This window comes from Actinoplanes sp. NPDC020271 (genome assembly GCF_044388125.1).
Classification (GTDB): Bacteria; Actinomycetota; Actinomycetes; order Mycobacteriales; family Micromonosporaceae; genus Actinoplanes.
The window spans coordinates 97094-116305 of the sequence record NZ_JBIRWQ010000018.1; the positions used below are offsets into that span (position 1 = coordinate 97094).

Consider the following 19212-nt stretch of genomic DNA (forward strand, 5'->3'; position numbering starts at 1 on the left):
CCACGATGCTCGAGGTCAAAGGCCTGCGCAAGGTCTACAGTTCTGGCAGCCGGGAGGTCGAGGCGCTGCGCGAGCTCACCTTCACCGTCGACAACGGTGACCTGGTCTGCCTCGTCGGCCCGTCCGGCTGCGGCAAGACCACCCTGCTGCGCTGCATCTCCGGCCTGCTCACCCCGACCTCCGGGTCGGTCAAGGTCAACGGCAACGCGGTCACCGGGCCGCCCCCCGGCATGGCCGTCGTCTTCCAGGAGTACGGGCGCAGCCTGTTCCCCTGGATGAGCGTGCGCGACAACGTCGAGCTGCCGCTCAAGCAGAAGAAAGTCGACCGTGATCGCCGCAAGACGCTGGTCGACACGGCCCTCGACGCGGTCGGCCTCAGCGGCACCGCGTCGGCGTACCCGTGGCAGCTCTCCGGCGGCATGCAGCAGCGCGTGGCGATCGCGCGGGCCGTCGCCTACGAGCCGCAGACGCTGCTGATGGACGAGCCGTTCGCGGCCGTCGACGCACAGACCCGGGCCGACCTGGAGGATCTGGTCCGGTCACTGTGGCAGCGGCTGAAGGTGACCGTGCTGTTCGTGACCCACGACATCGACGAGGCCGTATATCTGGGGCGGCGCGTGGTGATGCTGTCGTCGTCGCCGACCGTGGTGCAGGACGAGCTGGTCGTCGACCTGCCGGCGGAACGGGATCAGCTGCACACCCGGGCGGACCCGCGGTTCGTGGAGTTGCGGACGCGCGTCTACGAACAGATCCAGTTGGCCAAGAAGGCCGCGACGCACTGACTGCCGCTCAACGGCCCGGACCTCTACGGTGCGGGCCGTTCAGCGGCGCGCGAGGCGGCGCTCTCCCCCGGTGCCCGGGGTGTACGGGACGCCGTAGTGTGCGAACACCCGCGGCTCGTCGGCGGCCGGCAGTTCGCCGTCCACGTCGATCGCCGGGGCATCGCCGGCCAGCTTCTTCTCGTAACGGACACGCACCGCGTCGGGCTTGACGGTCGCGCCGGCGAGCGGGACGAAGGCCAGGCGGTGGCGGCCGATGAACCCGACCCGCACGGTGACGAAGGACGGCTCGTCGGTGGCCGTGTCGACGTACACGGCCTCCAGGTCACCGATCTTGTCGCCGTTCGGGTCGATGACCTTCAGCCCACGCCAGTCACGCAAATTCTCCGCCGGAAACATGCCCCCTACCGTTCCCTCCGGTCCGGACTCGAAACTCCCCCTATTCGCTGACCGCCGTGTAGCGGCCCCGGTCCTCCACCTGCTGCTCGTCGGAGATGTCGACCTCGACCTCCGGCAGCTCGTCGACCAGGCGGCGCGCCACCTCACGCGAGAGGAAGTGGTGGTGCAGGACCAGGTGCTCCAGGTGGGTCAACGGCTGACCGGCAAGAAGAGCCTCCGCCCCGGTGTCACTGAGCGTACCCATGGACAAGTCCAGCACCCGGAGCCGGGCGACGATCGGCGCCGCGGCGACGGCGGCCGCGAGCTCGTCGGTGATCTCCGCGTTGCGCAGGCCCAGCCAGCTCAGCGACGGCATCGCCCGGCCGGCCAGGACGGGCGCCAGGTCCTCGGCGCGCGCGTCGCCCCCGTACTGGGCGACGCCGAGCCACAGTTCGAGCTCCTCGAGGTTCGGCAGCTCGCAGGCGGCGAGCGACCGCACCACCGAGCCGGGCAGGCCACCGGACTGGATGACCAGCTCGTGCAGGTTCTCGTGGCGTACCGGGGTCAGTTCCAGACCGGCCCCGCCGCGGATCCACAGGTGCTGCAGCTGTGGGAACCCCTCAAGAAGGGGTGTGATGTCGCCGTGCCGGATCCACGAGATCTCGCACTGCTCGCCGGACATCTCGCCGAGGAACAGTGCGCGCAGGCCGCCGAGCCGGGCGGCGCTGCGGGTCAGCACCTCCACCGGGAACGGCTCCAGGTTCGGTGTGCCCCAGTCGCTGACGATCAGGGCAGTCGGCCCGGCCGGCCCGGCCAGCTCCATCACCTGCTCGAAGACCGACGCGAACGTCTCGCCGCTGCGTTCGACAGTCATCCACCAGGCGACCGCCGGCGGAACCTCCGGTGTTGCCTCGTCCCAGCGGACGACCGGCAGACCGGCGAACGTGTCCAGGAACTCGTGGACGCCCATGGCTCCTCGGCACCGGCTGCATCGGCGGGATCAACGCCGTAAAGCTAACAGGGGTTCAGTCCTGGAAAGCCAGAGTCTTGCACAATTCGATCGCCTCCCGGAGGGCCTCCGCGGCGGCCGGCTCGAGGGCGTCCGCGACGGTCAGCAGGTCGTTCATCGGCTCCGCGACCGTCTTGAGGATGGCCGTGCGTTCTTCCGCGACGCAGAGGTCGGCCGCGCGGCGCAGCATGGCCAGCCCTTCGCCGGCCCGGCCGGTCAGCAGCAGGGTGTCCGCCAGATCGAACGCCGCCCACGGGTCCTTGCCGCCGCTGTTGTGCACGGCGAAGCGGGCCAGGTGTTCGAGTTGTTCGATGCGGGCGCGGGCCGGGCCGCTGTCCGTTCGCCGGCATCCGGCGAGCAGCAGTTCGATACGGGCGGCGTTCATCTCCGGGTACAGCTGGTTGGGCGCCAGCTCGGCGGCCCGCCGGTAGCAGGTGAGGGCCCGGTCGAGCAGGGTCTCGTCAAGGGCTCCGGGCGTCGCGGTGCGGGCCAGCCGGCGCAGCAGCCCGCCCTGGGTGGCCCAGCTCTCGGCGTCCCGGTCGTCGAGGGCGAGCGCCCGCTCGAACGCTGTCGTCGCCTCGGTCATCGACCCGGAGACCTTGCCGAGCGCAGTGCCGAGTTCCCGCCAGGCCGGGGCGTGGTCGGGGCGCAACTCCGTGGCGATGCGCAGGGTCTCGACGGCCTCGGCGTACTTTCCCTCCCGGCGGAAGATGGAGCCGAGCTCGAAGTGGGCCTGCCAGCTCGCCGGGTTCCGCTCGACGGCTTTCTCCAGCAGCAACACCCGGCGCCGCGAGTCGGAGGTGTTGCGGGCGGCCAGAAGCAGGTCGTCGCCGAGCTGCTCCCGCAGGTGCGCGAGTTCCACGGCGGCCGCGGCGTGCTCGCGGCGCATCGCCTCCAGTTCGGCGCGGGAAACGACAACGGCGAGCGCGGTGTCCCGGACCGGGCTGTCGACGAGTTCCGGGTGTTCGATCCCGTCGACGGCGGCCTGGGCGATCCGCCGCACGGATTCGGCGATGCGGTCCTTGCCGTACTCGATGATCCGGACGACGAGAGGGTTGAACCGGACGTCGGCGAGGTCCTGACAGATCACGATCGTCACGTTGTCGCGGGTGGCCCAGCGGACCCCCAGCTCCAGGTACACGTTGGCGTTGGCGCCGGTCAGGTCGGCGATGTAGATCTCGGCGTCGTGGGCTTCGCGGAACATCGAGCGGTGAATGACGCCGGAGGCCGTCTTCTCCTTCTCGATGACCAGTTCGACGGGACGGCCGGTACGTTCACCGACCGCCCGCACGACCGGGAGCAGCAGCTGCTCACGGATCGCGCTCACGTCGTCCCACCCGCTGGCCGGGCCCATCGTGCGGCCGGGCATCGCGACGAAACAGCGCAGCGGCTTCCCGGACGGGACCACGGGCTCGGGGCGCGGGGCGGGAGCCGGCTTCACGGCGACCGGGGTGCTGGTCAGCCGGTGGCGGCGCTCGGCGACCTGCAGGCGTTGGAGCAGACTCCAGCGCTGCCGCCAGAACTCGAGGCGAGGGTCGTCGTCAGCCGGTGGCTTGTGCTGCGGGTGGCCGAGGCTCAGCAGCGTCTTGACCAGCGCCACGAGGAAGTCGATGCTCGGCAGGCGGCGGCCGCTGAGAGCCTCGCTCACGCCGGACTCCGACAGCGATCGGGCCGCGGGGGCATGTCTCGCAATGGCGCGCAGTGACGGTTTGCCCTGTTCGATCCGCAGCGTCGTGAGGTCCGTGGCGAAGCGGGCGAGCTCCACTTCGTATGCTTGAACGCTCGGGTCCCCGGCCTGCTCGTCCCGTTCCATCGACGGCCCTCCGGCGTTCTTCGACAGGGCTTTCATCGTACGACGCCGAAGGCCGGCGAAGGTCGGCGAAGCGCGCCTGTCCGCGGCCCTTCGAGGCTCATCGAGGTCCTTCGTCACGTGCCGGGATCCCCGCTCGCATCCACTTCAGTGGTCACATGAACATCAAGCTTGTTGAATTGCTGGCACTCTTCGTCATCCTGGTGTCCTGCGGCGCGATCTACCTCGTCGCCGGGCCGGCCGCGCTCGCCGCGGTCACGGGCGTGGGCAGCGCGCTCTTCGCCACCTGGCGCGGCACCCGGCCGGATCGCAAGAAGCGCTGAGGCCGTACGCGCCGATCAGTGGCAGCGACCAGAAGCGGCCCGAAGGGAAAGGAATGGGCCGCGCCGGGGTCGGCGCGGCCCATCGGTGGGGCAGGGTCAGCCGCGACCGGTGGCGGCGCGGATGACGTCACGGGCGGTGTCGCCCGTGGCGGTCTTCTTGCTGAAGGTGCTGACCGCGGTCGGGTCCGGCTGCGGAACCGGCGCGCACTGGATGTCGGAGCGGTTGCCGTTGACCCGCTTGGGCAGGGCGCCGGTCGCGAGGTAGTTCGCGATCGTGTCGTCCGTGCAGGCGATGCCGCTGAGCGAGCCGGCGTGCGTGGTGCCGCCGACGCCCTCGATGAGGACCGACTTCGGGAACAGCTTCCGAACCTGCAGCGCACCGGTGTACGGCGTCGCCGCGTCGTTCGTCTCGCTGATCAGCAGGACCGACGGCGACTTCTTGCCGTTGATCGTGACCGGCGTGCCCGGCTTGGCGCCCCAGTTGATGCAGGGCGCATTGTACCAGGCGTTGTTCCAGGTGATGAACGGGTACTTGGAGTAGATCTTCCAGTTGTCCCGCTGCCACTTGGACCAGTTGGTCGGCCACTTCACGTCGCTGCACTGGGTGGCCAGGTACATCGCGTAGTTGTTGTCGGCGCCGACCGCGCCCGGCTCGGCGTAGTTGGCCAGGAGCAGCGTCGCGTCCTTCTCGTTGACCCACGCGGCGAAGGCGTCGGCGACGTCCTGCCAGCCGTAGACGTAGTAGCCGGCCGAGACGAAGATGTCGTTCCACTCGTCCGGGCCGATCTTGCCGGCGGCCGGGGCCTTGCGGAGCTGCTGGAGCGTCGCGTAGTACTTCGCCTTCACCGACTTGCCGGTCGTGCCGAGGTGGTAGACCGAGTCGTACTTGGCGATCCAGGCGAAGTAGACGTCCATGTTCTTGTCGAACTGGATGTCCTGGTCGAGGTTGGCGTCGTACCAGACGCGCCGCGGGTCGACCACGCCGTCGAAGATCGCGCGGCGGACCTTGTCCGGGTGCAACGTGGCGTAGACCTGACCGAGGTACGTCCCGTACGAGAATCCGTAGTAGTTGATCTGCTTGGCGCCGAGGGCCTTGCGCAGGCTCTCCATGTCGGCCACCGAGTCGGTGGTCTTGACGTGGTCGAGCAGGGCGCCGCCGGCCTTGTCGCAGGCCTTCGAGTAGTCCGTGGCCTTCTTCAGCCAGGTCTTCTCCAGAGACTTGGTGACGGGCACGTAGTACGGCCGGTTGTAGCCGGCGTAGTTCACGTCGCAGGACAGCGCCGGAACGCTGGAGCCGACGCCGCGCGGGTCGAAGCCGATCCAGTCGTAGTAGTCGCCGGCGCCGTTGGGCACGGTCTCGCCGATGACCGGCAGGCCGAGCCCGGAGCCGCCGGGGCCGCCCGGGTTGGTGAGCATGACGCCCTGGTACTTGTCGGCGGTGCTCTTGTGGTTGATCCGGGACACCGCGACCTTGATCTTGGTGCCGTTCGGTTTCGCGTAGTCGAGCGGGACGACCAGGAAACCGCACTGGGCGTTACGGGCCTTGAGGCTCGCCCGGGTGCAGGTGCCCCAGTCGATCGGGGGTGGCGTGTAGCCACTGCCGCTCGGGTTCGTGTGGGCCGCCGCGGCGACCGGGATCGTACCGGCGCCGATGAGGAGGCCGACCGAGGCGGCGAAGGTGGCCGCCAGGATTTTGCGCATCCCTTGCCTTCCGTTGACGAAACGCCCGGCGGGCCGTGGTGGGCCCGGGCGATCTCCGCAGACTAGTTATTCAGACATGGAGATGTCGCACAACCTTTACGGCCGATTTCCTCGGCGGATCAATCGATGGCGAAGGCGGAAATAGGTATTGATTGATATGCCCCTGAGGCCCATGACAAATGTCATGCTCGTCGATGCGTTTGCCCCCTAATGAAGGGACACCCCTTGCGTGCAACCATCGGCGCCGTCGTGCTGATCGCCGGCCTCGCCGCCGCCCCCGCCCAGGCCGCCGCGGCCGCCACCCCGGACATCCCGGTGGCGAACGTCAAGGCCCACCTCGCCCAGTTGCAGAGCATCGCCACCGCCAACGGCGGCAACCGGGCGCACGGCCGGCCCGGCTACCTGGCCTCCGTCACCTACGTGAAAGGCCTGCTCGACCAGGCCGGATTCACCACCACGCAGCAGAGCTTCACGTACAACGGCGCGACCGGCTACAACCTGATCGCCGACTGGCCCGGCGGCGACACCAGCAAGACCCTGATGGTCGGGGCGCACCTGGACAGCGTCACGGCCGGACCGGGGATCAACGACAACGGCTCCGGATCGGCGGCCAACCTGGAAGTGGCACTCCAGGTGGCGCGATCCGGATTCCAGCCGGCGCGACACCTGCGGTTCGGCTGGTGGGGCGCGGAGGAACTCGGGTTGCGCGGCTCCACGGCGTACGTCAATTCTCTGACGAGTGCGCAGAAAGCGGCCATCACCGGATATCTGAACTTCGACATGGTCGCTTCACCGAACCCCGGCTATTTCCTCTACGACGGTGACAACTCGGACAACACCGGATCGGGTCCCGGGCCCACCGGTTCGGCCGCGATCGAACAGACGCTCGCCGATTACTTCACCTCGATCGGGGTGCCCACACGCGGCACCGATTTCGACGGGCGCAGCGACTACGGCCCGTTCATCAGCGCCGGCATCCCGGCCGGTGGCATCTTCACCGGGGCCGAGGGGATCAAGACGTCCGCGCAGGTCGCGCTCTGGGGTGGTACGGCCACGGCGTTCGACGCCTGCTACCACAAGGCCTGTGACACGTCGGCGAACATCAACGACACCGCTCTGGACCGGAATGCGGATGCGATCGCGTACGCCGTCTGGACGCTCGCCGGCGCCTCCACTCCCCCGACCGGGTCGACCGTCTGGTCCGACGACTTCGAGACCGCCAAGGGCTGGACGGCCGGGACCACCGACACCGCGACGGCGGGCGCGTTCGAGCGCGGCGACCCGGAGGCGACCAGCAGCTCGGGCGTGACCACCCAGCTCGGCACCGCCGCCGGCGGCACCTACGCACTGGTCACCGGCGCGGCGGCGGGATCGAGCGCGGGCGCGAACGACCTGGACGGGGGCGTGACCACGCTGACGTCACCGGCGATCACGCTGCCGAGCGGGACACTGACGCTGAACCTGTCGTGGTACCTGGCGTACCTGAACAACGCGACCAGCGCCGACTACCTGCGCATCCGGATCGCCGGAGGTGCCACGCTGATCAACCTCAACGCCGCGGCCAGCAACAAGGCGGCGGCCTGGACGACCGCCACGGCGAACCTTTCCGCGTACGCCGGTCAGACGATCCAGCTCCAGGTGGAAGCGGCCGACACGGGCACGGCGTCGCTGATCGAGGCCGCCGTCGACAACGTGGTGATCACCAAGTCCTAGGAACCGAGGTAGCGCAGGATCGCCAGGATGCGGCGGCTGTACCCGGTGACGTGCATCAGGTCCAGCTTGTCGAAGATGGTGTTGACGTGCTTCTCCACCGCGCTCTGCGAGACGTGCAACCGGGTGGCCAGGGCCGCGTTCGTGTGGCCCTGCGCCATCAGGTGCAGCACGTCCCGCTCGCGCGGGGTCAGCCGTTCCAGCGGATCGGCGTGACCGGTCATCAGCTGCCGGACCATCTCGGGATCCAGCGCGGTGGATCCGGCGGCCACCCGGTCGAGCGCGTCGAGGAAGTCGTCGACGTGCGCGACCCGGTCCTTGAGCAGGTACCCGACGCCCTCCGAGCCGGCGGCGAGCAACTGGGTGGCGTAGCGTTTCTCGACGAATTGCGAGAGCACCAGCACCGCCATGCCGGGCCGGCGCCGGCGGATCTCCAGCGCCGCCCGCAGCCCGTCGTCGGTGTTGTCCGGCGGCATCCGCACGTCGGTCACCACCACGTCAGGCCGATGCTCCTCGACCGCGGTGAGCAGGCCGGGAGCATCCGGGACGGCGGCGAGCACGTCGTGGCCCTCGTCGGCGAGCAGCCGCACCAGGCCCTCGCGCAGCAGTGCCGAGTCCTCGGCCAGCACTAGTCGCACGGCACCTCGACCCGGATCGTCGTGCCCCCGCCGGCCGGGCTCTCCACCTGGAGACGACCGTCCAGAGCCGCGACCCGGCGGGCCAGGCCGTGCAGCCCGGTGCCGTCCGGGTCGGCGCCGCCCACGCCGTCGTCGTGGACCCGCATCCGGACCCCCTCGGCGCTCGCTCCGATCTCGACGGTGATCACCGTAGCCCGGGCGTGCTTGACCGCGTTCGTGATCGCCTCGGACGCCACGAAGTAGAGCGCGGTCTCCACCGGCCGGGCCGGGCGCTCCGGCAGCGAACAATCGACCTTCACCGGGACGGACGTCCGCTGCGCCAGCATCACCAGCACGTCCTCCAGGGTGTTGTGGGTCAGTGCCGACGGGTAGAGCCGCCAGGCCACCTCGCGCATCTCCTCGACCGCTTGCTGCACGTCGGCGTGCGCCTGGGCCAGCAGCTCAGCGACCCTGTCGTCGTCGGGCCGGCGCCGGGCCCGGCCGAGCAGCACCCCCAGGGCGACCAGTCGCTGTTGCAACCCGTCGTGCAGGTCACGTTCGATCCGCTGGCGCTCGGCGTCGACGGCCGCGACCACTTCGGCCCGGCTGGTGGCCAGCTCCCGGATCCGCGCGCGCAACGCCTCCCGGCTGCCGGACGGCTCCAGCAGATTACGGCTCAACCGCTGCTCCATGCCGGTCACGGCGGTGACGCCCTGCAGGTTCATCGTCAGCAGGGCGGCCCCGAGCAGCGCCTGGGCCAGCGCGTCGGGCACGCTCATGCGGCCGGTCACCACGGCCCGGACCACGATGCCGGCCAGCGCGATCCCGACCACGAGCAAGCCGGCGACCACCGCGCCGAGCAACGCCAGCGGGAGACGGGCGGCGAGATAGCCGTACGCGCGGCGGGTTTTGATCCTGATCGGTGGTGGCATCGGCTCGCCGAGCGCGAACGCGACCCGGCGCCGCTCCCAGCCGGTGAGTGCCGCGGCGGCCCGGGCCGCGAGACCCCCAGCCGGCACGGCGATGACCAGCACGAGCATCCCGGCGACCGCACTGACGACGCCGGTGACCAGGCCCGCGATCAGGCGAGTCCACTTCGCGAGCACGGCGACCACCACCGGCCCAGTATCAGGCACGGTGGGCCGGCCGTTTACGGAGCCGGACCAGGACGAACCCCACCACGGCGACCGCGCAGGCCACGATGATCACGTTCTGGAAGGCGGCGACATAGCCCTCGACGGCCTCCCAGTTCTCCCCCAGCTGATACCCGGCCAGCACGAACACCGTGTTCCAGATCGCGCTGCCCAGCGTGGTGCAGGCCAGGAACGTGCCGACCGGCATGCGCTCCAGACCGGCCGGGATCGAGATGAGGCTGCGGAAGATCGGAATCATCCGGCCGAAGAGGACCGCCTTGGCGCCGTGCCGGGCGAACCACGCCTCGGTCCGGTCGACGTCGGCGAGTTTGACCAGGGTAGGCGAGCGACCACGGCGCGCATCCGGTCACGGCCGAGCGCCGCGCCGAGCCCGTAGAGGGCGAGCGCGCCGAGCACCGAACCCAGCGTGGTCCAGACGAGCGCCCCGATCAGGCTCATCCGGCCCTGACCTGCGGTGAACCCGGCCAGCGGCAGGATCACCTCACTCGGGATCGGCGGGAACAGATTCTCCAGCGCCACGGCGAGCCCGGCACCTGGGCCACCGAGTCGTTCCACCAGGTCGATAACCATTTCCGTCGCAGTCGTCATGCCTGAAGACGCTAGAAATTCCGGGTGGCCGGCGGAATGTGGCGGTCCACCGACTTGCCCTGGGGATAACCACAGGGTCTTTCGCTCCGATGCTCGGATGGGTAATACTCGGCTACGAGCATTCGGGAGCGAGGGAGCGGGATGGCGAAGCGACGCAAGGTGGGCAACCTGCTCGGGTTGCACATCATGGCGCAGCTGAGCATCCGGCCCCTGCATCCGTATGAGATCGCGGCCCAGCTCAAAGCGTTCGGCAAGGACGCCGACATCAAGATCCAGTGGGGTTCGCTCTACACGGTGGTGCAGAACCTGGAGAAGCACCGTTTCATCGAGGCGGCGGAGACGGTCCGGGAAGGCCGTCGGCCCGAGCGCACGGTGTACCGGCTGACCGGCACCGGCCGCGACGAGCTCGCCGACTGGATGCGCGAGCTGGTCGGCACCCCCGAGGCGGAATACCCGAAGCTGCAGGCAGCCCTCTCCGTCCTCGGGGTGCTGCCACCCGGCGAGGTGATCGAGCTGCTCGAGCAACGGCTCGGCATCCTCGCCCTGGAGAACGACCGGATGCGGCAGGATCTGCGCACCCTGGTCCACGAGGTGCCGCGGCTCTTCCTGGTCGAGGCGGAATATCGCCTGGCCATGCGGGAGGCCGAGGTCGCCTGGATCACCGGGCTGCTCAGCGACCTGCGGGACGGGAAGATGCCGGGGATGAGCACCTGGCAGCGCATCCACGAGACCGGGGAACTCCCGGACGACCTCTCCGACTTCATGACGGAGACGTAAGAAAACGGCCCCGGCCGGTGCGGGAACACCGGGCCGGGGCCGGACCCCATCAACCGGCCGCGGGAACGGCCCGGTGATCCGAGGCGTGTAGCAGCAACAAGGATAACCGGGACACGACCCGTGGCGATCTGGAGAAGGATCACCATGAGTCATGCCGTAACGGCAGAAGACCTGCGAAAGACCTATCCCGGCGGGGTGCGGGCCCTCGACGGGCTCACCCTCACCGTCCGCGCCGGCGAGGTGTTCGGCCTGCTCGGGCCGAACGGCGCCGGCAAGTCCAGCACCGTCAAGATCCTCACGACGCTGGCCCGTCCCGACTCCGGCCGGGCCACCGTCGCCGGGCACGACGTGCTGCGCCACCCCGAGCGGGTGCGCCGCGTGATCGGCGTCGTCCCGCAGCGCTCCGCTCTGGACCCGATGGCGAGCGGTCGCGACAACCTCACGCTTCAGGCGAGGATCTTCGGCGTACGGGACAAGCGCCGTGTCGACGACCTCTTGGAACGCTTCGACCTGACCCCGGCCGCGGATCGCAGCGTCCGTGGCTGGTCGGGCGGCATGCAGCGCCGCCTCGACGTCGCGCTCGCCCTGATCCACCGGCCGGAGGTGCTGTTCCTCGACGAGCCGACCACCGGACTCGACCCGGAGGGCCGCGCCCAGATGTGGACCGAGATCGGCCGGCTCGCCGCCGACGAGTCGATCGCCATCCTGCTGACCACGCACTACCTGGACGAGGCGGACAAACTGGCCGCCCGGCTCGCCATCGTCGACGGCGGGCGGATCGTCGCCGAGGGCACGCCCGCGCAGCTCAAAGGGGAGTTGCGGGGTGACGCCGTACACCTGGAACTGCACCGGACCCCGGACGAGCCGCAGGCGCGGCAGGCGATCTCGCACGTCGCCGGCCTGCGCGACGTCGCCCTGGACGGGCGGACGCTGAGCGCCCGGGCCGACGACGGCGCCGCGGCCGTGCCCGCCGCCCTGGCTGCGCTGGAGGCGGCCGGCATCGGCGTCGCGACGGTGACCGTCGCCCGCCCGTCCCTCGACGACGTCTATCTCCGCCACGCGGGAAGGCGGTTCGCCGCATGACCGACTGCACCGAGCGGCACCTCGCCGCAGCCGATCAACCACCTCGCCGGCGCGGGCCGGGGCGGCATGCCCAAGGAGGCACAGCGTGACGACGCTCGTGACACACACCTGGTGGATGACCAACCGGCGGCTGAAAGTGCTGGTCAAGCAGCCCGCGTTCGTCGGCATCCTGCTGATCCAGCCGGCGATCTGGCTCTTCCTGTTCGGCAACCTGTTCCGCCGGGTCGTCGAACTGCCGGGCTTCGGCGGCGGTTCCTACCTGGACTACATCATCCCCGGCGTGGTCGCGATGACCGCGGTCTCGTCGAACATGTGGTCCGGCATGGGGGTGCTCGAAGAGATCGAGCGCGGCACCATGAACCGCCTGCTCACCACCCCGGTGGCGCGCGGCGCGATCATGAACTCGCTCGTCCTCGAACAGGCGCTGTCCACGGCTGTCCAGGTCACCGCGATCATCCTGCTCGGCCTGGCCGCCGGCGCGACCTACCCCGGCGGGGCGGCCGGCCTGCCGGCCATGCTCGTCGCCGCGCTGCTGCTCGGCACGATCTTCAGCGCCTTGTCGAACACGGTCGGCATGCTGGTCCGCCAGCGCGAGACGATCATCGGGATCAACACGTTGCTGCTGCTCCCGCTGACGTTCCTGTCGTCCGCGTTCATGGCGTCCACGCTGATGCCGTCGTGGATGCGCCGGATCGCCGACTTCAACCCGGTCAACTGGTCACTCGACGCCGCGCGCGCCGCCATGCGATCAGAACCGGACTGGGGCGTCGTCGCCAGTCGCGGCGGATGGCTGCTGATCCTCGCGGTGGTGATGCTGGTGCTCTCCACTCGGACATTCCGGGCGTACCAAAAATCGGTGTAAAAGCATTTCTTGTCCCCTCTCCGCTGTGGTCGATCTCCGCCGCTCCCGCGGGGACCCTGGCGGGCCGAGCAGGGCGCGGGGCGCCCAGAACGCTCAGCCCGCCAGGGCGACCTCCGTGGGTGGGCACGGTCGGAACACCAACCCACCGCGCGACAGGTCGATGGAGGTCAGACGCGCGCCGCGGCCCGGTCCGGGAGCGAGGCTCGCGGCCCCGGAGCAGGTGAGAGCCGCGCCACGCACTGCGCGGCACGCAGGCAGGGCCGGGCTGCGGGCTTCGCGGGCGGCTCGGCGCCGGGCCCGGTTCTGCCCGGGTGGGGTGTTGATCACTGGACAGTTCGCTAAAGGAGAGGGTGTGGGGCCCGATGATGCGGCAGTCCTGGACCGCAACGGGAAACGGAGACCCGCGCCGATGACGATCCCCGCGCAGCCTGCCGGCTGGTACGCAGACCCGAGCGGCCTGCCCGCGACCCGCTGGTGGGACGGGCAGCAGTGGACCGACCACCTTCAGCCGGGAGCGGCCATGCTGCCCCCGACCGCAGGGCTGGGCGGCTACTTTCCGCAGCTGGCGCCGTCGGGGCCGCTGGTGCCGGGGGCGCACACCGTGGTTCCGGCCGATCCGGAGTCCGCGCCGATCTTCGCGACCCAGTCGACCGGTGCGGCCGGTGGGTACTCGGGCGGCGGACATGGTGGCGGTCTGCCCGCGCCCGCCGCGGAACAGATCAGCTACACGATGCCGCCCGTCGACGGTGGCGCCCTGCCGCCGGCCGTGTCCCTGACCGACGATCATCCGACGCTCTCCCCCGCGGACGCGTTGTCGGCGTTCGGGAGCAGCCCGGCCCCGGAGGCGGACAAACGCCCGGGCGCCCGCCACGCCACCGGCCTGCTCACCCACCCCCTGCTGCTGGCCACGCTCGCCGCCGTGATCCTCACCGCCCTGGTCGTCTACGCCGTCCTCCTGCGCTGACCCCGAACCTGCACTGAGGACTGTCCTCCCGCCGGAATACAGCCCTCAGCCCGCGGGCCCGGCCACGCGGCACGGCTCACGGTCGCCGACCGGCCGTCCGGGGTGTTCCCGGAGCAGGGAAGCGCGCCGGGAGCCAGCAGGGTCGGGAGGCTGACAGCTGAGGAGGAATTGAAAACTGTCCTGACGGGGTACTGGACCGCCATCGACGGAGGTGGCCGACAGTGACCGATCATGGACGGAACGGCGCGGCCCGGCCCGGGCGGCCGGTATCGTGGCGGTCCCACTGCCCGGCCGGGCGTCCCGGGGAGGTCCACGATGGCCGAACACGCGGCGGAACAGCGCCGGAACTGGCTGATCGCGCTGGGCGCGGCGGCCCTGCTGCTGATCCTGCTCGCCCTGACCTTGTCGTTCTGCGACAACTCGACGAAGGACGGCAACACCGCGAGCGCACCGGGCAGCACGGCGTCCTCCGAGACGCTTCCGCCGGTGAACGGGCCGGCCTCGTCGGGGTCGCCGGGCACTCTGTCACCGAAGACGACGGCGACGCCGACCGGAAATGACGGTCCGGGTGTGGATCCGGCGGCGACCACGCCGCTGGCGACGAAGTCGCCGTCGCCGAGCAAGCGGGCGAGCACCAAGCCGACCCCGGCCGGCGGGGTGGATGCGGGCGGGGGCGGCGGGCTGAGCGGACGGCGGGTGTCGCTGCTGGTGGCGGGCGTGTTCCTGATGCTGGCGGCGCTGGTGACCGCTCGGTTCGCGGTCGGTCGCCCGGCGCGCGGCTGACGGCGTACGCGCACATGTCCTTGATGACACGGCGGAGCGAGCGCCGCGCCGGAATGGGTGGGCAGGAGCGGACATCGCGGCGTGTCGCGATCCAGAATCCGCGGGCGGCGGCCTTCTCGGCCGTCCTCGCCGTCCTCGGCGCCACGATCACCGTGCTGGGCCTGTTCACCGACGATGCCCTGCCGCCCCCGGTGGCGTCCGTGGCCGAGTCGCCGGAGACGGCCGCGCTGACGTGGGAGAACCTGCCCGCGCCGACGCCGAGTGCCCGGAAACCGGCGAAGTCGGCGAAACCGGGGCGGCCGCCGACGCGGCTGGACATCCCGGCGATCGGGGTGCACACCGCGGTGACCTCGATCGGGCTGCGCCCGGACGGCACCCTGGACACGCCGCCGCTGCGGTCGGACGCACCGGCCGGGTGGTACGAGGGTTCGGCGATGCCCGGCTCGCCCGGCCCGGCGATCATTGCCGGTCACGTCGACACCGCCAGGGACGGTCCGGCGGTCTTCTTCCGGCTGCGGGAGCTGAAGCCGGGCGACACGATCACGGTGCGCGGGGACGGCCGGAGCGTCGTCACGTTCACGGTCACCAAGGTGGCGAGCTACCCGAAGAAGGCGTTCCCGAGTGCGGACGTCTACGGCGAGACACCCGGGTCGACGCTGCGGCTGATCACGTGTGGCGGCTCGTTCGACCGTGATCGCGGCAGTTATCGGAGCAATATCGTGGTGTTCGCGGAGTCACGCTGAGAGAGCGCTCTCGGTACCGGTTCCGAGCTGAACGGACATTGAAGTTCCGGAACCTGGGCGGCTTGCCCGCATTGGCGGCGGTCTGTTCTGAGAGCGCTCTTGACATGGAGGCACGCCGATTGCTTCCGTGACCTGGATCATTGCGATCTTGTTTCCGGAAGGGACTCCTCCGTATGACGAGAATCCGCCGGCGCACCGTTCTGCGCCGGACCACCGCCGGAGCGTTCGCGCTCGGCCTGGCCCTCACGGCGGTGACGGCGCAGTCCGCGCCGGCCGCCGCGCACCCCCAGAGCACCACGCCCAACCTGGGCACCAATGTGACCGTTTTCGATCCGAGCCAGCCGGTCAGCGAGATCCAGGCCACCCTGGACGCCGCGAACGCCAAGCAGGTCGACAACGAGATGGGCACCGACCGGTACGCGTTCCTGTTCAAACCGGGCACCTACGGCACCGCCGAGCACCCGCTGCAGATCAAGGTCGGCTACTACACCGAGCTCGCCGGCCTGGGCGCGAACCCGGGTGACGTCGTCATCAACGGCAAGGTCGAGGTCTACAACCGCTGCCTGGAGAACGGCGGCACCAGCAACTGCCTGGCCCTGGTCAACTTCTGGCGGACCGTGGGCAACCTGACCGTCAACATCAACGGCGCCGGCCAGGACGGCTGCCGGCAGACGGCCAACTTCTGGGGCGTCTCGCAGGCGGTCTCGCTGCGCCGCACCCAGTTCACCGGCGGCACACTGTCGCTGATGGACTACTGCACCGCCGGACCGCAGTACGCCTCCGGCGGCTTCATCGCCGACTCCAAGCTGCCGGCCACCACGAACGGCTCGCAGCAGCAGTGGCTGACCCGCAACAGCGAGGTCGCGAGCTGGTCGAACGGTGTGTGGAACCAGGTCTTCTCCGGCGTCGTCGGCGCCCCCGACGACTCGGCGTTCCCGAACCCGCCGTACACCACGGTGGCGAAGACGCCGGTCAGCCGGGAAAAGCCGTACCTGTTCGTCGACGCCAAGGGCAAGTACCAGGTCCACGTCGCCGCCGCGCAGCGCAACACCTCCGGCGTCACCTGGAACTCGCCGGGCCGGAACATCCCACTGAGCGACTTCTTCGTCGCCAAGCCCGGTGACTCCGCCGCGAAGATCAACCTGGCCGCCGCCCTCGGCAAGAACATCCTGTTCACGCCGGGCGTCTACAACATCGACCGCAGCATCGACGTGTGGCGGCCGAACACCGTGGTGCTGGGCCTGGGGCACGCGACGCTGACCGCGGTCAAGGGCTCCACGCCGCTGCAGATCGAGGACGTCCCGGGCGTCGTCGTCGCCGGCCTCACCATCGACGCCGGCACGCAGAAGTCGTCCGCGCTGCTGCGCGTCGGCCGTAGCCACGGCAAGGGCTTCACCCAGCCGAACAACCCGACCACGCTGCAGGACGTCTACTTCCGCGTCGGCGGCCCGCACGTCGGCAAGACCGGCACGGCGCTCGAGGTCAACAGCGACGACGTGCTGATCGACCACACCTGGGTGTGGCGCGCGGACCACGGCGTCGAGGGCTTCACCGGCGGCGACACCGAGCGGTGGAACACCAACATCGGCACGTACGGCGCGGTGATCAACGGTGACGACGTGACCGCGACCGGCCTGTTCGTCGAGCACTTCCAGAAATACAACACGGTCTGGAACGGCAACGGCGGCGAGACGATCCTGTACCAGAACGAACTGCCCTACGACCCGCCGACCCAGGCCGACTGGATGAACGGCAAGGTCGAGGGTTACGCCGGTTACAAGGTCGGGGACAAGGTCAAGACCCATCAGCTGTACGGCGCGGGGGTCTACGTCTTCAACCAGAACAACCCGTCGATCCACACGGAGAACGGCTTCGAGGTGCCGCAGAAGCCGGGCGTCCAGTTGCACCACATCATGACGGTGAACCTGAGCGCAGGCGTCATCGATCACGTCGTCAACGGCGTGGGCGACGCGGCCGACACCACGAAGGTCGGCGTGCCGGTCTACGTGAACCAGTACCCCGCTCCCTGATCCACCGACGCGGTGGTCACCCTCTCCGGAGAGTGACCACCGCGTTACTTTTTGCCCGTGGCACAGGTAATCGGAGGTGATGACCACCACCACCGAACCGTCCCTCAACCGGGTGATCGGGCCGGGACTGCTGCTGCTCTTCGTGATCGGCGACATCCTCGGCACCGGCGTCTACGCGCTGACCGGCAAGGTCGCCAACCAGGTCGGCGGCGCGGTCTGGCTGCCGTTCCTGCTGGCGTTCGTGGTCGCGTTGCTGACCGCGTTCAGCTATCTCGAACTGGTGACCAAGTACCCGCGGGCGGCCGGCGCCGCGCTCTACACGCACAAGGCGTTCGGTCTGCACTTCCTCACGTTCATGGTGGCGTTCGCGGTGATGTGCTCCGGGCTGACCTCGGCCTCCAGCGCGGCCAAGGCGTTCGCCGGGAACTTCGGCTCGGCCCTGCAGGCGGACGTGCCGACAACCCTCGTCGCGCTGGCGTTCATGGTCCTGGTCGCGCTGGTCAACTTCCGCGGCGTCGGCGAGAGCGTCAAGGCGAACGTGGTCCTGACCTGCGTCGAGCTGACCGGGCTGCTGATCGTGATCGGCGTCGGGGCACTCGCCCTCACCGGCGGCAAGGGCGACCTGTCGCGGCTCGGGGACTTCAACACGCCACCCGGGCACAGCGTGATCCTGTCCGTGACCGCCGGGACGGCGCTCGCCTTCTTCGCGATGGTCGGCTTCGAGGACTCGGTCAACATGGCCGAGGAGACCCGGGACCCGGGGCGGACGTTCCCGAAAGTGATGCTGACCGGGATCTGCGTGACCGGGGTGATCTACGTGCTGGTGGCGATCTCCTCGGTCGCGCTGGTACCGCCGGCCGAGCTCGGCACGGGCGAGACTCCACTGCTCAAGGTGGTGCAGGCGGGCGCGCCCGGGTTCCCCGTCTCGGTGTTCGCGTGGATCACCATGTTCGCCGTGGCCAACAGCGCACTCATCAACATGATGATGGCGAGCCGGCTGCTGTACGGGATGGCGAACGAGGGTGTGCTGCCGCGCCTTCTCGGACGGGTGCACGCTTCACGGCGTACGCCCTGGGTGGGGATCGTCTTCACGACGCTGGTCGCCTTCGGGCTGATCTGGTTCGCCGACCTGACCGCGCTCGGCGGGACCACCGCGCTGCTGCTGCTCTGCGTGTTCACCGTGGTCAACGTGGCGGTGCTGGTCCTGCGGCGGGACCGGGTCACTCACGACCACTTCCGGGCGCCGACGGTGATTCCCGTCCTCGGGCGCTGGCCTGCGCGTTCCTGGCCAGTCCGCTGAGCGGGCGGGCATCCGCGGACTACCGGGTCGCCGGGATCCTGCTCCTGATCGGCATGGTGCTGTGGGCGATCACGTATGCACTGCACCGCCGGACCAACCACCCTGCTCGTGGCTACTGAAGGTGATGTGCGAAGCTGCCCGCTACCACATGCACCCTCATCTCCTGCCCGGAGGCCCGATATGGCAGAAATTCTCTCCCTTGTGGCCGGGCTCGTGATCGGCCTCATAGCCGGATGGTTCATCCGTGATCGCCGCGCTGGGGCTGAGGCTCCCGCGACGACCGCACCGGCTGCCGTCAGCGAGACCGTGCCCGCTTCCTCTTCGACGGTGGCATCGTCCGCCGAGCCGACCGCCGTCGTGGCGGCTCCGGTGGTGGCGGAGCCGGTTGCTCCGGCCACCGCACCTGCTACGTCGGATGACGTTGTCACCGAGCCGGTCGCCTCGTCCTCGGACGACGTTGCCACCACCTCCGCGGATGACGCGATCACCGAGCCAGTCGCCGTTTCCACCTCCGCGGATGACGCGATCACCGAGCCAGTCGCCGTTTCCACCTCCGCGGATGACGCGATCACCGAGCCAGTCGCCGTTTCCACCTCCGCGG

At 69.9% G+C, this 19212-nt stretch carries 17 protein-coding genes and 2 pseudogenes; 12 read left to right on the plus strand and 7 right to left on the minus strand.

Annotation, left to right across the window (positions count from 1 at the left end; translation table 11 throughout):
• The first annotated feature begins 5 nt into the window (after nt 1–5).
• The gene (locus ACH442_RS32065; protein ID WP_396341873.1) at nt 6–782 is read left to right on the plus strand and encodes an ABC transporter ATP-binding protein; all 777 of its coding nucleotides are present in this window, start codon (nt 6–8) and stop codon (nt 780–782) included.
• A 39-nt stretch (nt 783–821) separates the two neighbouring features.
• On the opposite strand, the gene ACH442_RS32070 is transcribed toward ACH442_RS32065, so the two are convergent.
• From ACH442_RS32070 to ACH442_RS32080, 3 genes are read right to left on the minus strand one after another with little or no spacing between them, the layout of a single operon-like run.
• On the minus strand, nt 822–1178 hold the full coding sequence (locus tag ACH442_RS32070) for a PRC-barrel domain-containing protein (protein WP_396341874.1): 357 nt from the start codon (nt 1176–1178) through the stop codon (nt 822–824).
• Nucleotides 1179–1218: 40 nt separating this feature from the next.
• Nucleotides 1219–2127 carry an STM4015 family protein gene (locus tag ACH442_RS32075; RefSeq protein ID WP_396341875.1) on the minus strand — a complete coding sequence of 303 codons (909 nt, stop codon included), beginning with the start codon at nt 2125–2127 and terminating at the stop codon, nt 1219–1221.
• A gap of 55 nt (nt 2128–2182) precedes the next feature.
• Nucleotides 2183–4015 carry a tetratricopeptide repeat protein gene (locus tag ACH442_RS32080; RefSeq protein ID WP_396341876.1) on the minus strand — a complete coding sequence of 611 codons (1833 nt, stop codon included), beginning with the start codon at nt 4013–4015 and terminating at the stop codon, nt 2183–2185.
• Nucleotides 4016–4134: 119 nt separating this feature from the next.
• Here ACH442_RS32080 and ACH442_RS32085 point away from each other — a divergent pair, with 119 nt between their 5' ends.
• A complete protein-coding gene (locus ACH442_RS32085) occupies nt 4135–4299 on the plus strand; it encodes a hypothetical protein (RefSeq protein WP_396341877.1) in 165 nt (54 codons plus the stop codon).
• 96 nt (nt 4300–4395) lie between these two features.
• On the opposite strand, the gene ACH442_RS32090 is transcribed toward ACH442_RS32085, so the two are convergent.
• On the minus strand, nt 4396–6000 hold the full coding sequence (locus ACH442_RS32090) for an alpha/beta hydrolase (protein WP_396341878.1): 1605 nt from the start codon (nt 5998–6000) through the stop codon (nt 4396–4398).
• Nucleotides 6001–6210: 210 nt separating this feature from the next.
• Here ACH442_RS32090 and ACH442_RS32095 point away from each other — a divergent pair, with 210 nt between their 5' ends.
• Nucleotides 6211–7713 (plus strand): M28 family metallopeptidase, encoded by a 1503-nt coding sequence (locus ACH442_RS32095; protein ID WP_396341879.1) that lies wholly within the window; start codon nt 6211–6213, stop codon nt 7711–7713.
• On the opposite strand, the gene ACH442_RS32100 is transcribed toward ACH442_RS32095, so the two are convergent.
• The 3 genes and pseudogenes from ACH442_RS32100 to ACH442_RS32110 form a co-directional block, all read right to left on the minus strand.
• Nucleotides 7710–8348, minus strand: a complete 639-nt coding sequence (locus tag ACH442_RS32100) for a response regulator (RefSeq protein WP_396341880.1) — start codon at nt 8346–8348, stop codon at nt 7710–7712. The genes ACH442_RS32095 and ACH442_RS32100 overlap by 4 nt on opposite strands.
• Entirely contained in the window at nt 8339–9445 is a 1107-nt protein-coding gene (locus ACH442_RS32105; RefSeq protein WP_396341881.1) for a sensor histidine kinase, read from the minus strand. Before ACH442_RS32105 ends, ACH442_RS32100 begins: the two co-directional genes overlap by 10 nt.
• A 31-nt stretch (nt 9446–9476) precedes the next feature.
• A pseudogene (locus ACH442_RS32110) lies at nt 9477–10069 on the minus strand (DedA family protein); the annotation flags it as partial.
• Between the two features lie 141 nt (nt 10070–10210).
• Here ACH442_RS32110 and ACH442_RS32115 point away from each other — a divergent pair.
• The 9 genes and pseudogenes from ACH442_RS32115 to ACH442_RS32155 form a co-directional block, all read left to right on the plus strand.
• Nucleotides 10211–10846, plus strand: a complete 636-nt coding sequence (locus ACH442_RS32115; protein ID WP_396341882.1) for a PadR family transcriptional regulator — start codon at nt 10211–10213, stop codon at nt 10844–10846.
• A gap of 144 nt (nt 10847–10990) precedes the next feature.
• Nucleotides 10991–11929 carry an ABC transporter ATP-binding protein gene (locus ACH442_RS32120; RefSeq protein ID WP_396341883.1) on the plus strand — a complete coding sequence of 313 codons (939 nt, stop codon included), beginning with the start codon at nt 10991–10993 and terminating at the stop codon, nt 11927–11929.
• 85 nt (nt 11930–12014) lie between these two features.
• Nucleotides 12015–12791: an ABC transporter permease gene (locus ACH442_RS32125; protein ID WP_396341884.1), complete on the plus strand. Its 777-nt coding sequence runs from the start codon at nt 12015–12017 to the stop codon at nt 12789–12791.
• Nucleotides 12792–13200: 409 nt separating this feature from the next.
• Nucleotides 13201–13755, plus strand: a complete 555-nt coding sequence (locus ACH442_RS32130; RefSeq protein WP_396341885.1) for a DUF2510 domain-containing protein — start codon at nt 13201–13203, stop codon at nt 13753–13755.
• 315 nt (nt 13756–14070) lie between these two features.
• On the plus strand, nt 14071–14538 hold the full coding sequence (locus ACH442_RS32135) for a hypothetical protein (RefSeq protein ID WP_396341886.1): 468 nt from the start codon (nt 14071–14073) through the stop codon (nt 14536–14538).
• A 23-nt stretch (nt 14539–14561) separates the two neighbouring features.
• Nucleotides 14562–15281 (plus strand): class F sortase, encoded by a 720-nt coding sequence (locus ACH442_RS32140; RefSeq protein ID WP_396341887.1) that lies wholly within the window; start codon nt 14562–14564, stop codon nt 15279–15281.
• A gap of 173 nt (nt 15282–15454) precedes the next feature.
• The gene (locus ACH442_RS32145) at nt 15455–17311 is read left to right on the plus strand and encodes an adenylyl cyclase (protein ID WP_396341888.1); all 1857 of its coding nucleotides are present in this window, start codon (nt 15455–15457) and stop codon (nt 17309–17311) included.
• Between the two features lie 79 nt (nt 17312–17390).
• Complete coding sequence (locus ACH442_RS32150; RefSeq protein ID WP_396341889.1) at nt 17391–18611, plus strand: APC family permease; 1221 nt, start codon at nt 17391–17393, stop codon at nt 18609–18611.
• 201 nt (nt 18612–18812) lie between these two features.
• A pseudogene (locus ACH442_RS32155) lies at nt 18813–19212 on the plus strand (hypothetical protein); the annotation flags it as partial.